This is a genomic window from Caballeronia sp. SBC1 (assembly GCF_011493005.1).
Taxonomy (GTDB): domain Bacteria; phylum Pseudomonadota; class Gammaproteobacteria; order Burkholderiales; family Burkholderiaceae; genus Caballeronia.
On the sequence record NZ_CP049158.1, the window covers coordinates 1642405 to 1655990 of the forward strand.

General features: G+C 60.6%; 10 protein-coding genes and 1 pseudogene. 2 read left to right on the forward strand and 9 right to left on the reverse strand.

Going from position 1 to position 13586, the window contains the following annotated elements:
• The first annotated feature begins 94 nt into the window (after positions 1 to 94).
• Positions 95 to 820, forward strand: a complete 726-nt coding sequence (locus tag SBC1_RS34165; RefSeq protein ID WP_165104713.1) for a GntR family transcriptional regulator — start codon at positions 95 to 97, stop codon at positions 818 to 820.
• Between the two features lie 22 nt (positions 821 to 842).
• Here the strand turns inward: SBC1_RS34165 and SBC1_RS34170 are convergent.
• From SBC1_RS34170 to fliD, 3 genes and pseudogenes are all read right to left on the reverse strand, one after another.
• A pseudogene (locus tag SBC1_RS34170) lies at positions 843 to 992 on the reverse strand (chemotaxis protein); the annotation flags it as partial.
• Between the two features lie 56 nt (positions 993 to 1048).
• On the reverse strand, positions 1049 to 1426 hold the full coding sequence (locus SBC1_RS34175; RefSeq protein ID WP_165104714.1) for a DUF2306 domain-containing protein: 378 nt from the start codon (positions 1424 to 1426) through the stop codon (positions 1049 to 1051).
• 287 nt (positions 1427 to 1713) lie between these two features.
• Positions 1714 to 3294 (reverse strand): flagellar filament capping protein FliD, encoded by a 1581-nt coding sequence (fliD, locus tag SBC1_RS34180; RefSeq protein WP_165104715.1) that lies wholly within the window; start codon positions 3292 to 3294, stop codon positions 1714 to 1716.
• 511 nt (positions 3295 to 3805) lie between these two features.
• Between fliD and SBC1_RS34185 the strand changes: the two genes are divergently transcribed.
• Positions 3806 to 4702, forward strand: coding sequence for a fructose bisphosphate aldolase (locus tag SBC1_RS34185; protein WP_165104716.1), 897 nt, complete (start codon positions 3806 to 3808; stop codon positions 4700 to 4702).
• 97 nt (positions 4703 to 4799) lie between these two features.
• On the opposite strand, the gene SBC1_RS34190 is transcribed toward SBC1_RS34185, so the two are convergent.
• The 6 genes from SBC1_RS34190 to SBC1_RS34215 all read right to left on the reverse strand — a co-directional run bounded on the left by SBC1_RS34190 (position 4800) and on the right by SBC1_RS34215 (position 13547).
• A complete protein-coding gene (locus tag SBC1_RS34190) occupies positions 4800 to 5435 on the reverse strand; it encodes a GNAT family N-acetyltransferase (RefSeq protein WP_165104717.1) in 636 nt (211 codons plus the stop codon).
• 193 nt (positions 5436 to 5628) lie between these two features.
• Positions 5629 to 6003, reverse strand: a complete 375-nt coding sequence (locus tag SBC1_RS34195; RefSeq protein WP_241202330.1) for a cupin domain-containing protein — start codon at positions 6001 to 6003, stop codon at positions 5629 to 5631.
• 287 nt (positions 6004 to 6290) lie between these two features.
• Positions 6291 to 7571: an FAD-binding oxidoreductase gene (locus tag SBC1_RS34200; RefSeq protein WP_165104718.1), complete on the reverse strand. Its 1281-nt coding sequence runs from the start codon at positions 7569 to 7571 to the stop codon at positions 6291 to 6293.
• Between the two features lie 100 nt (positions 7572 to 7671).
• Positions 7672 to 9204 (reverse strand): ABC transporter substrate-binding protein, encoded by a 1533-nt coding sequence (locus SBC1_RS34205; RefSeq protein ID WP_165104960.1) that lies wholly within the window; start codon positions 9202 to 9204, stop codon positions 7672 to 7674.
• A gap of 264 nt (positions 9205 to 9468) precedes the next feature.
• A complete protein-coding gene (locus SBC1_RS34210; protein ID WP_165104719.1) occupies positions 9469 to 11484 on the reverse strand; it encodes a hydantoinase B/oxoprolinase family protein in 2016 nt (671 codons plus the stop codon).
• A gap of 23 nt (positions 11485 to 11507) precedes the next feature.
• The gene (locus SBC1_RS34215) at positions 11508 to 13547 is read right to left on the reverse strand and encodes a hydantoinase/oxoprolinase family protein (protein ID WP_165104720.1); all 2040 of its coding nucleotides are present in this window, start codon (positions 13545 to 13547) and stop codon (positions 11508 to 11510) included.
• Between the last annotated feature and the right edge of the window lie 39 nt (positions 13548 to 13586).

Consider the following 13586-nt stretch of genomic DNA (forward strand, 5'->3'; position numbering starts at 1 on the left):
GCGGCCCGGGCGCTTGGCAATGCGCGTGCTGCGAGCTAGCATGAGCGCGCCGCAGCATTGCAGCGGCTTTAAAACCAGAAAAGGATTGAACCAGATGAAACCCCGTTACGCCGAATTGGCAGAGCAGCTCATCCAGGCTATCGGCGACGGAACGTTCGAAGTCGGCTCCGCGCTGCCTACCGAGCTGGACCTGTCCGCCCAGTACGGTGTCAGCCGTGCGACGGTGCGTTCAGCGTTGGAGCGGGTGCAGGAACTTGGGCTGATATCGCGGCGCAAGCGGGCTGGCATACGCGTAGAAGCGACAAAACCGCGTGTAGCGTTCGACCAGTCGCTCTCAAGCGTCGAAGACCTGATTCAGTTCGCGGTCGTCACCGAGCGTCATGTGCAATCGGTCACTGAAGTGTCGGCAAGCCCGTCGCTGGCCGCGCAATTGGGAGTGGTGACCGGCTCGCGCTGGCTCAGGACCGAAATGCTGCGTGTGGATCCCGCCAAGCCAGACACGCCCATCTGCTGGACCGACGTGTACCTCGAGCCCACGTTAGGCGCGGGTATCAAGCGGGAGTTGCGCAAAAGCACGGGCCTGATCTGTGAGATGGTCGAACAACGTTTCGGCCGCGTGGTCAAAGAGGTGCGACAGGAGATCCGCGCGATAGGCGTGCCGCCTCGCATCGCCAAGCAGCTTGTGACTGAACCGGACGGGCATGCGCTTGAGATTACGCGGCACTATGTCGATGAAAACGGCATTGTCTTCGAGGCGACCGTCAGCGTTTTTCCCGCCGACCGTTTCACTTACTCACTGCAGCTTCGACGGCACGATTGACTGCCATGATGTTCGACAAATATCAGATGCGAAAGCGCACAGCGGCTTCGCGAAGTATCTGTGCCTGCTCGGCGAGCGACACGGCCGCTGCCGTTGTCTCTTCAACCAGCGCGGCGTTTTGCGACGTAACGTCGTCCATTTGCGACACCGCGCGATTGATCTGTGCAATGCCGTCAAACGACCTGGCGAAACGTGGACTGCTGCCGCTATCGGAGCATTTACCTAAATTTACGTAAACCACCCGCCGAGCATGACGTTAAGCAAGCGATGCGGGGTCACCACCGCAGCAATACCCGCTACCACGAGCCCGATGAACGATCCGCGCATGGCGGCTGCGTGGCCGCTGACGTTACCTTGGCGGATAGCCCAGATTGCACGGGCAAGGCTAAGCGCGGTGAGCACCGCGAGGCTGTGAACCCACGAAAGATGACCGTGGTTCAACTCCCTGATGTCGAACGAACTCAGCACGGTGACGAACATGACCGCCACCCATATGCGGCCCATCAACCTGTGGCGCGTTGTGCCTTTTCGGACCAGGAGTATTGATGCTCCAACCACGAGAGACAGGAGGGCTGCGGCTACATGGACCGCAATGACGGTAAGCATGCTGGACTCCCCGGCAAGACGCGCGAGCGCTATGCCTGGAGTCTGTGCGGCAGCTTGGTTTTTTTCGATCGGCTTGCGACGAAGCCTGCGAATCCTGTCGCCAAGAGTTGATAAATGGGCGCGAGACGTGTGGGCCGGGTCTTTTTCGTTAGCACAATTCTCACGGCGCTCGCTTAATCTGCTCAAGGATGACAACCAGCGCCGCGAGCGCACATTCGCCAACGTTGCCGCCGTCAAAAGCGTTCGTGCTGCCGCTGTACACGCCGCTACCGCCACCGCCTCGTCAATCAACCGCCCTTGTTTTTCGCCATCGCGCCATCGCTGTTGGCGCCGCCGAACAGTTGCGTCAGGTACTGCGAATTCTTGTTCATCGTCGCCATGACTGTGTTCAGCGCCGTGAACTGCGCCTGGTACTGGTGAGTAAGCTGGGCCGTGTAGTTAGCCAGGGTGTCTTGCTGCGTGCTGATGCCCTTGAGGTTCGCGTTGAGCGGGTCCTGGTTATTCGCAATCAGGCCGTGCTCGTCCAGGAATCCGTTCAGGCTCTTTGTCATCTTCGCGGCCACGCCGGTCGTCGAGTTGAAAAGGGTTGCCACCCCCTCCGGATTGCTCGTCAGCTCGTTATTGATCTTCGCGGGGTCGGCTGTGAGCGTCCCGTCCTTGTTCAGGGCTATGCCGATAGCGCCGAGCGAAATGTTGGAACTGCCATTCTTGACGCCACTGCTGACAATATTCGCGAGCGTGCTCTTGATCGTGTTGAACATCGCGTTGCCGAGCAACGGGCCGCCTTGCGCGCCCTTGGCTCTGGAACTGTCGAAACCGGCAACCTGGTCATAGGTAGTGACCAGGGTGTTATAGAGGCTGACGAAGTTGTTGATGGCGCTCGATGCCGAGGTGGTGTCCTGTGCCACGGTCAGCGTCTGCGGCGTACCGGCCGGCACGCCAATGGCCGCCGCGCTCAGGTTCAGCGTAACGCCCTGGATCGCAGTAGCCACCGTGTTGCCTGGACTCGTGCCGGCCGTACCGTCGATGGTGAACATGGCGTCTTGGGCTGATTCGGTCTGCGTCCACGGGCTCGTGGCGGACACCGACGCAATGGTCGACGGGTCCGCGGCGCTGGCGCCGGCCGTGGACGTTACGCCGAGGCTGGACAGGCCGGCATCGTCGGTTACCGTGCCCACTGAAACATCAATCGCGTTCGATGCACCCGTGTGTGACGAGCGCAAGATCAAGTGCGCACCGTCCGTGCCCGTTACGACGGTTGCCGTGACACCGGGATTGCTTGACGACCCGTTGATCGCACTCGCAATGCCGCTCACGGTGTTGTTCGCCGGCGTGATGTCAACGCTCATCGCGTTGTCTCCAACCGAGACGTTCATCGTGCCGGTGCCCAGTGCGGTTGTTGCGCCGAACGCTGCCGACGAGAGCGTCTGCGCGCTGGCGACCTGCGTCACCGCAACGGAATAGCTGCCCGTCGCCGCGCCGCTGCTGCCGCTTGCCGTCAACCCCGTGCCGTCCGCAGTCACGGTGAACTGCCCAAGAGCAGTCCCGTTCGACAGCGGCGCAATGCCGGCCTGCAACGCCGACAACCCTGCCTGCAAAGCACCGATTGCCGAGAGCTTGGTGTTGTCGTTTCTCTGCTGGGCGATCAGCGAGCCGGTCTGGCCCGCCACCTTCGCGTTGACGAGGCTCGTGACCAGCGACGAGACGTCCAGTGACGCGTTGCCCGTCGAGCCGCTGATGACGGACTGAGCGGCGGCCGCCCTGGCCGAATTCGCGGCGGCCGTCGTGTCGGCTGCGGTCGAGATGGCGTTGGCCGAGGTCGCGCTGGCCGAGGTGGGCACGCTGGACCCGCTGGAAATCGTCGACATTAAAATGCTCCGTGCGTCAGGTTTGCTTTTGAGCCTGGATGGAAATCGCCCCCTAAAGGCAAGCCTCTGGGCCCTCAGCGGACACTAAGCGATGCGATGCGACAGCCGCGCGTTGCTTAGGCCAGGGGACATCTATTCACGCCCTCATGGTTGCGCACTTCCGCCAAGGGTGAAACGGCGAGCAACACGCGCCTCCCGGAGGTCCTTTCCAAATCTTCAAAAAGATTTCCAGGCGTTAAAATTGCGGCTTTAAGGGCCGCAGCCCTTGGCGGACAATCTTCTGAAATGCAAACGCTCATGCGGGAATCGAAGACAGGAAAACCGGCGCGTTGCCGTTTCGGCTGCCGTGTCCGGCCCTCGACCGCCCCGCACGGCCCGGTAAAACGGTCGACTGCTATTGGTTTGTTTTCGAAGCTGATCCGCCAATCCAGTACACTTATTGAATCGAAGGCAATGGCCCAGACCAGAGATCCCTGGTCCGGTGTTTGATAGTTATGAAGGAGAAACGTACGTGGCAAATGACAAGATGCTGGCGCAAATGAGCAACAAACCCGGGTTTATCGCGGCCCTCGACCAGAGTGGCGGATCCACCCCTGGCGCCCTGCGGGCGTATGGAATTCCGGAGAGTGACTACAGCGGCGACGCCGAGATGTTCAAGCTGATGCACGAGATGCGGGTACGCATCATGACCGCGCCCGCCTTCACCGGTGACAAGGTCATCGGCGCCATTCTCTTCGAAGCCACCATGGACGGACAGGCTGAAGGCAAGTCTGTTCCGGCCTTCCTGTGGGAAGACCGCGGCGTGGTTCCTTTCCTGAAAGTGGACAAGGGGCTCGAGGCAGAAACGAACGGCGTGCGTCTGATGAAACCGATCCCCGGGCTGGACGCGCTGCTTGAGCGGGCGGTCAAGCTAGGCGTATTCGGTACGAAGATGCGCTCGGTTATCGACCATGCGTCGCAGGAAGGGATCGCGGCCATCGTCAAGCAACAGTACGAAGTCGCGGCGCAAATCCAGGCGCACGGTCTCGTGCCAATCCTGGAACCCGAAGTGTCGATCAACAGCCCGGACAAGGCGGCAGCGGAAACCATCCTGCTGGCTGAGCTGCTCAAGGGCCTCGATGCGTTGCCCGATGGCAGCCAGGTCATGATCAAGCTGACTATCCCGGACGTCGCGGATCTTTATCGTCCGCTGATCGAGCACCCGGCTGTGGTACGCGTGGTGGCGCTCTCGGGCGGCTACGCTCGGACCGACGCGTGCAATCGCCTCGCGAAGAATCACGGGATGATCGCCAGCTTCTCCCGCGCGCTGATCAACGAGCTCAAGAAGTCAATGAGCGACAGCGAGTTCGACGCAACGCTTGCAACGTCTGTCGATGAGATCTATCAGGCCTCGGTGGTAAAGGTCTGATTATTAAATCGCAATAGGTCGCAAGGCAGGTTGCAACGCAGGTTTCGAAGCAAGGTTTGATGCAGGCCGCACTTGAGGCATGAGTGCGGCCTGTTTGTCATGCCGCGCGAGCAACGCTCGCTTGCGGAAGTTCAAGACGGCGCGACCACGCGGCAAGGTGGCGGAAAGCGACGGGCGGTTTGCACAGAATCGCGCTGTCGTACTGCTTGCCCGCGAACCTGACGAAGTCGTCGATCCGGAAGCCCTGGCCACGGTAAAAAGCAATCAAATGTGCAGCGGGTTGCGGTGTATCCAGCGCAAGCTCAGCGTAACCGCGAATGGCGGCCCAGTGATCCGCGTAGGCCAACAACGACTTCCCGATCCCCCTGCTCTGATAGGCGGGATCAACGCCGAACTGGCGAACGCTCGCAACATCATTGCGCCGATAAAGCGCACATGACGACTCGCCATCCTGTGCGTAAAGCGTCATGGTTCCAACCAGTCGTCCGTTGCATACCGCGACATAACAGTCGCCGCGCATGGCACGCGCGCGGGTGATAAGCGCCGACTGGTCAATGCATGTGCAATTAAGGCCCATCCGCCCAAGCCGCGCAAACGACCGGTGCAGCATCTGGGTGAGCTCATCGAATGAATCGCACGCTGCATCAAAGCGCCTCAGTACGACGCTGCCTACGCCACGATGAACGTAGCTGATACGCGTGTGATTCTTCTTTGCTGTGCGTTGCTTCGACATGACACCCCCGGCCTCATCAGTTGCCTGAAGTGTAGGATTCCTCGCCGGTTCATGAAAGAAAAAATGCCGTAAATATTTCATTTTTTACGGCATATATACGCAAGCCTTTTACGGCTTTACGGTATTTTTATTCGCGATCGTGGAGGTCTGCGTGGTGCTCGCCTGGACGACAACTGATGCACCCTGCCCGCACTCAGGAAACGCGTACGCTTTGCGCGTTCATTTTTTCGACAGTGAGATTGACCGATCGCGAGGTCAAAGGGCTGGTGCGATGCCTGACCCCGGCCGGAACCGTCAACATCTCGCCCGGTTTCAACTCGTATCGCGCCGTTTCCAGCTCGACAAGCAAGACGCCCTCGAGAACGATGAACACTTCGTCCGAGTCAGGATGGAAATGCCAGAAAAATGGCGAATCCATCACACTAAGGTGAACCGCGTGATCGTTCACCGTCGCCAGGATCTGATTGCAATATCCCGCTTTAGTCTGCTCTGCCACTGAGCTTAGGTTGACCAATTCAGGGTCCAAGATCGTCCCCTCCGGATGCATGCGGTGAAACGTGCGAGCCACCGCTAAGGACTGCGCACACTAGCGGGGTAAGCCGCTAGTCACAAGCCTAACCATCCGGAACCATCGAGCAAAGCGAATAATTTTCGCCACGAGGCGAGGCAAATTCACAAGCGGTCAACGCCTCGGTCCCAACCGGAATCAAGAGACGAAGGGATGAAGACATTCCCTTCCATGAGCCGACGCGCCGTCCGCTCATGATCGCCTTGGTGACGACCCACGTACTGTCGCGCGCGTTCGCATCACACGCATGCCATGCAGGCACGATTCAACCAGGTCAACAAAAACCGTCAGAACAAAATATCCTGCAGCCGATAGTACGCACCAACCAAAGGCAACGTCCACGTGCGGCCGGCATGCCCGGGCACAGGAGGCCAGGGCAGCGAACGCCACGGGTTGGCCTGCTCGGACCCTGACAAGATCACGTCGGCCATCATGCGTCCCATATGCGTTGACATCTGCACGCCGTGGCCGCTGTATCCCATCGAATAGTAGAGCCCTTCGTGCTGTCCCGCACGAGGAAGCCGGTCCACGGTGATGTCAATAAGGCCACCCCAGCAGTAGTCGATCCGCGTGTTGGCAAGCTCCGGAAAGTACTTCGCAAGTCCCTTGCGCAGCACGTTGCCGCTCTTTTCATCGGACTGAGGATTGGACATCGCAAAACGCGCGCGGCCGCCCCACAGCAACCGGTTATCGGGCGTCACCCGAAAATAATTGCCGATGTTAAGCGACGTTACATAGCTGCGCCTGTGAGGGAAAAACGCGTCGAGTTGCTGCGTGGAAAGCGGCTCCGTCACCACGATAAAACTGCCCACTGGCGCCATGCGCTGCTGGAACCACTGCAACGGCCCCACGCGCGACGCACCCGTGGCCACCAGCACCCGGTCCGCCCTGATGACGCCACGCGCCGAGGTGAGCTCGTAGCGCTCGCCGTCGATGTGTTTCAGTTGCGTCACCGCAGCGTCCTCGAAGATACGCGCGCCGTGCCGTGTAGCAGCCTGCGCCAGCCCGACGCCGAACTTCCCCATGTGCATCTGCACGCCGTTGCGCTGCAACAGGCCGCCATGAAAACCATCCGAGCCGATCTCGCTGCGCATGCGATCAGCCGGAATCAACTCGACGTCCGGATCGACTTCGCGACGCAACACCTCGTAGGTGCGCGCCAGTTTTTCGAAGTGCCTGGGCTTGGCCGCCAGCTTGAGCTTCCCCGTGCGGACAAGGTCGCAATCGATCTGATGACGAGAGACGATTGACTCCACGCTCGCCACCGCACTTTCATACGCGCGATAAAACCCCCGGGCCTGCTCCAGTCCGACTCTCGCGGCAAGCGAAGCGAAGTCCTGCGCGACGCCGGTGTTGCACTGGCCGCCATTGCGCCCCGACGCCTCGCTCGCTATGCGCCCTGCTTCGAGCACGGTGACCGACACACCACGCGTAGCGAGTTCGAGCGCAGCCGACAAACCCGTGAATCCGCCACCGATCACGACCACATCGGCGCGGCCTTCCACGGGACCCTGTGCACCTTCGCTGAATACGGGAGCGGTATCCAGCCAATACGAATCAAGCTTCATTGATTTTTCAATTGAATGTGGCGCAGCAAGTGTGCTTCTGAGTCATGATGCTTCGCGCGCCACAACAGCCGCTTGGCGCTGCTTCAGTGGCGCGCCTGGGTCAGGCAGTCCACCAGACATGTTCGGCAAACGAGAAGCCCATCATGCCACCAGTCGGGATCGAGCCCAGCCCTTTCAAGCGCTTGTCATTGGCGTCGAGCAGGCTGATGAATGACGGGATACCAATGCCGCCCTGATCCGCCACCAGCACCTGCATCTCGCCATACATCGCCTTGCGCTTGGCTTCGTCGGTCTCGGCCCGTGCGCTCAGCAGCAACTGGTCGAAGCGAGGATCCTTCCAACCCGACTCGTTCCAGGGCGCATCAGACTTGAAGAACTGCGTGAACAATACGTCCGCGCTGGGACGAGGGTTGATGCTGCCGAAACCGAGCGGATGTTTCATCCAGTGATTCGACCAATACCCGTCGCCGGGAACCCGGTTCACGACGAGGTTCACACCAATCTTCGCTGCCGTCTGCTGCATCAGCTCCGCCATTTCGATAGAACCGTTCGCGTCGGTCGTGGCGTAGATCGGCGGCAAGGCCGGGCCCACCGCGCCGGCCTTCTGCATGTAGAACTTGGCCTTGTCGAGATCGAACTTGCGCTGCGGCAACGAAGCGTTGAAGTAGCGGTGACCGGGAGGAATCGGCTGGTCATTGCCGGTCACTGCGTAACCCCGGAACACGGCCGTGCGGATCTGCTCGCGGTCAAACAGGTTCTTCATGCCCATCACAAAGTTGGGGTTGCCCGTGAGCGTATTGTCACGACGCATGATCAGGTCGGTGTAAAGACCGGATTTGGTTTCCTTGACCGCATAACCAGGCGTCGACGCAATGCGCTGCGTCGAGCGCGGATCGACGGAGTTGATCAGATGCACGTCGCCTGCGAGTAGCGCATTCACGCGTGCCGCGTTGTCGCTGATGCTCACCAGTTCGATCTGATCCAGGTACGGTTGTCCTGCCTTCCAATAGTTGTCATTGCGCACGCCGATTGTGCTGACGCCCGGCTTGAAACTCTTGACCTTGTACGGTCCGGTCCCAATCGCCGAGCTGAAGTTCGTCGTGCCGTCCTTGATGATCACGAATTGCGGCGTAGCAAGAATCACCGGCAGATCGGCGTTCGGCACATCGAGCGTCATGGTCACTTCGTTCGGGCCGCTCGCCTTGATTTCGGCGAACTGGTCGGCGAGGGTCTTCACCTTCGATGCCGTCTGCGGATTCTTGTGACGCATCAGTGAATAGACCACATCGGCAGGCGCGAGCGGCTTGCCGTCGTGGAAAGTCACACCGTTGCGCAACTTGATGATCCACGTTTTCGCGTCGGAACTTGATACGGACTCCGCTATATTCATTTGCGGCGTCAGGCTCTCGTCGAGCTGCGTCAGGCCGCTATAAAACATGAAGAAGCGGATGTAGTCGCTACCCGTCGAACCGACGGCGGGGTCGAGGGTGTCCGAGACCGAACCCGCGTCGTACGCCACCCGGATACTGCCGCCTTTCTTGGGGGTATCGGCGGCAAGCGCAGACGCCGATACCGACAGCAGGCCGCCGCCGGTGAGCGCCATCATGCCGGTTCCGGCCAACACGCGCATCATGTCGCGACGGCTTACGCCAGCGCTTTTTGTATCATCTTTCACTTGGTTTGACTCCGGACGGGTAAAGGATCTGAAAGAACGTTCGGGAAGCGGCGAGGGCTAGCCTTATCGCGTCCCTTCTGAAGGATCGTATGCCTGCAGAATTCGCGCGAAACGCCGACAAAAACCGCGAAACAGCATAAATCGCTTGTTATCGCATCGCTAACGCGGTGCTTTGCATGGCCGTCAAGCAGGCGTCGAAAATATCCGCGTTTTCCCCATGTTTCAGGTAACTGCTGCCTGCTCGACGTCGAGCAATTGCGGGTATCGCCGCAGCACGTCGGCATACAGTTCGTCGATAATTCCGGCACCGGCCGTCAGCGTGCCGGCCGCTTCCCTCGCGTCGAGTGCATCGAAGATCTTGTGCTTGAGGAAATGACGCCACACCACCGGCGCGCGAGCGAGGATGCCCGTCAACACGTCGTAGCGTTCGCGCGTCCACTTCGCCTCATAGGCGTTGCGCTCCGCGCCATAGTCGAAGTGGGTGACTGCAGTCTGGTCCGATATCCTCTTCGCCTCTTCGCGCAGTTGCACCGTCTTCACGGCGTCGATCACCCCATCGACCAGCACGACGCCATACAACTCACGTGCCTGATCGACGCGAAGGTAACCGCGCCGCACGTCCTCGGCCACTTTCTGCGCGTCGCGCTCGTAAGGATGGCCGTAGCCGCCACCGCCGCAGCCTTCGAGGCGGATGACATCGCCGGGACCGCACATCACGAGGTCGGTCACGCCCAGGTCCTCCTCGTCCTCGCGGCCCGGATTGCGGGTAAAGCGCGAGACGGCGCCCGCCTTGCCCCCAAGCACGCCCCAGGAAGCGAAGCGCGAGCGGTCGCGATTACGCGCGGTCACCAGCGTGCCCGGCGAAAACACCCTGAACTCCATCACGGTTCCCAGCCCGCCTCGGTACTTGCCCGCGCCTGCGCTACCCGGCACGACGCCATACTTCGTGATGCGGATCGGCACTTCGGCTTCGTTGATCTCGACCGGCGTATTGCGCAGGAACGCCACGTTCGCGCCGGACGCATCCGAGCCGTCGCCCGATATCATTCCGCCCGCACCACCGCCCACCGGACCGATGGAAGCGATCACCGCACGACCCCGGCGGTCCACGGTCTTGACGTTAAGGATCGACATGCCGCCGGCCGGACACGCCGGCAGACGTTCCGGGCACACCATCGAGAACGCACCGAAGGTCACATACTGCGCGACCTTCGCGGTCAGGCTGCGCATTCCCACCGCCGCGGGCGGAACGCAATTCATGATCGTGCCTTCAGGCATGATGCAGCGCGCCACTTTCAGCATGCCTGCGTTAAGCAGAAGATCGGGATTAAGCGAGTACAAGACATAGTTGAGACCCACGAGCGCGAGGACATGGCGCTCCTTGCCGCCCGTGGGCATGTTCAACGACGAATTCAGTTGAGGATCGCTGCCGGTGAAATCGAATATGAGCGAACCGTCCTTTACCGTCAGTGTCAGAGCAACACGCAGCGGTTTGCCGTTGACCGAGTCCTCGTCGGCATATTCAGCGAAGAAATATTCGCCGTCTGGCATGCTCCTTACAATCGTGCGCGCCTGCTCTTCCGAGTACTCAAGCAGCGCATCCATTCCGGCGCGAAATTGCGCCAGCCCGAAGCGCTCGATGATCTCCAGCACGCGGCGCTCGCCGGTCATCAGCATCGCAATCTGCGCCTTCAGGTCGCCGCGATTCTGCTCGGGCGCGCGCACGTTGATCGCCATGTGTTCTAGCAGGACTTCATCCAGCACGCCCGCGCGAACAATCTTGGTCGGCGCGAAGCGGATGCCTTCCTGGTAGATCTCGGTCAGCGTGCGCGACAGCGAAGCGGGCACCGCGCCGCCCATGTCCGTGTTGTGGATATGCCCACCGACATAGCAGACAATCTCTCCGTTGAAGAATACCGGCTTCCACATCATCACATCGGGCGTGTGGGTCGCTACGTAGCCGCTGTACGCGTCGTTGGTCATGCAGATATCGCCCGGTTCGTAGTGGTCGATCATGTCGATCACAGCACCGAAGTCGAGACCCGGATACCACGTCGCGCCCAGCGTCTTCGGCGAGGCGAACGTGAGGCCGCGGGTGTTCATCAGCGTGCAGGAGAAGTCTTCGGTTTCCTTCACGAAAGCGGAATGCGCGGTGCGCACGAGCGTATAGGCCATGCTTTCCGCAGCCGCGACGCAGTAGTTCGCGAAAATCTGCAGGACGGATTTATCGAATGTCATGTTGTGTTTCCAAAGTCAGCTATTCAAACGGCTTCGAGAAAAAGATTGCCGTAGTCGTCTACGCGGGCGTTGAAACCCGGCAGCACGCAGGTGGTGGTGTCGTCCTGGGCGACGATCGCGGGACCAGGGAATCGATGCCCCCCAAGCAGCGCCGTGCGCCGGTAGAGCGGAACGCGACGCCACGCGCCGTCGAGGTAGGCATCGATTTCAGACTCAATCTTTGGGGTGCCTTCGCCCGCCGCTATCTTTGGCAACTCGGGCTTGGGCGTGTGCGCGGTGATGACGAGCCTGAGCGCGACTACTTGAATTGCGGACTTTTCGTCGCTATGACCAAAAAGGCGCTCATGCTCCCGATGAAACGCTTGCGCAATCCCTTCAATGTCACCGGCGGCAATAGCGTCGGCGGTCAGCGGCGTATCGATCTCAAACGATTGCCCGCGATAGCGCATATCGGCCGAGACCACGAGTTCGGCCGTTGCGTCTGTGCCCGTCTCGCGGATCACCCATGCGCGTGCATCGGCTTCCAGCAGCGCGAGGTCGTGGCCAAGCCGTTCGAGGGACGCACGGTCGAGCGGATAATACGTCGTGCGAACGAAATCGTTCTTGGTGTCCGCAATCAAACCGCCGAGCGCGCTGAGCACACCAGGGGTAGTCGGAACCAGCAGGTTCCGCACATTCAGCGCGCGGGCAAGGAAGCAGCCGAGCATCGGCCCTGCGCCGCCGAAAGGCATCAGCGAGAAGGTGCGCGGGTCAATGCCGAAGCGCGAGCTCAAGCGGCTCACGCCTGCATACATGCCGGAGATCGATACCTCAATGATCGCTGCTGCAGTCTTGTAGACGTCGAGTCCCAGTCGTTGCGCAAGCGGTTCGATCGCACGCAACGACGCATCGACATCCACCTTTACCGCGTTATAGCCGAGCGCTGCGCTGCCGAGCACGCCGATCGCGGCGAATGCGTCGGTGATAGTCGGGCGCGTGCCGCCGCGACCGTAGCAAACCGGGCCCGGATTCGACCCCGCGCTTTCCGGTCCGACCTTGAGCACGCCGAACTCGTCGACCCAGGCGATCGAGCCCCCGCCGTCACCAATCGACGAGACCGAGACCGACGGAATATGGATCTGGAATTCGCCGATATATTCGCCCGTCGCGTACTGCGGCTTGCCATCCACGATCAACGCAATATCAGCCGTCGTCCCGCCGATGTCGAGACTCATGCAGTCCTTCACCTGGCAGAGCTTCGCGAGATACGCCGCGCCGATCACGCCGGACGCGGTGCCGGAGAGGATCATCTGCACGCAGTTCTGCTTGCCGTTCTCGGCACTCATCACGCCGCCGTTGGACTTGGTGACCTTCAGGTCCGCACCAATACCGCTTTCCGCCAGCGCCGCCTGCAATTTCGTGAGGTAATTCGACACGCGCGGTTGCACATAACCACCAATGGTCGCCGTGACGGTGCGTTCGTACTCGCGGATAATTGGCCAGACTTCATGCGAGCATGAGACGAACATACCCGGCATTTCCCCCTGGATGATTGCCTTCACCTGCTGCTCGTGCGACGGATTGCGATACGAATGCAGCAGTGACACCACCACGCCCTCGCAGCCTGCCGCCTGCATGGCGTGCACGGCGTCGAGCACGCTGGCCTCATCGACGGCGGTTTCCTCCTCACCCTCCGCCGTCAGCCGTCCCACCACGCCAAATACCCGGTCGCGTGGAATCAGCGGCGCAGGACGGCTCGACATCAGGTGGTACATGTCGGGAATCTTCAGGCGCGCAATGTCCAGCACGTCCTCGAAGTTGCGCGTGGTGACAAGTCCGAGCTTCAGCCCCTTGCGTTGCACTACCGCGTTTACGCCGACGGTCGTGCCGTGCGTGAAATAAACCACGTCGCGCGGCTCGATACCGTAGCGCTCCCGCAGACCGTCCATTCCCGCAAGCACTTCGCTGCCGGGGCTGTCCGGCCTCGAAAATACCTTCAAGGTCCGTATTGTTCGCGTCGCTTCGTCGAGCACTGCGAAGTCAGTGAACGATCCGCCAATATCCACTCCGATTCTCAAACCCATTGCGTTGTCCTTGCCTGTCGAAAATGATGAAACGTCTGG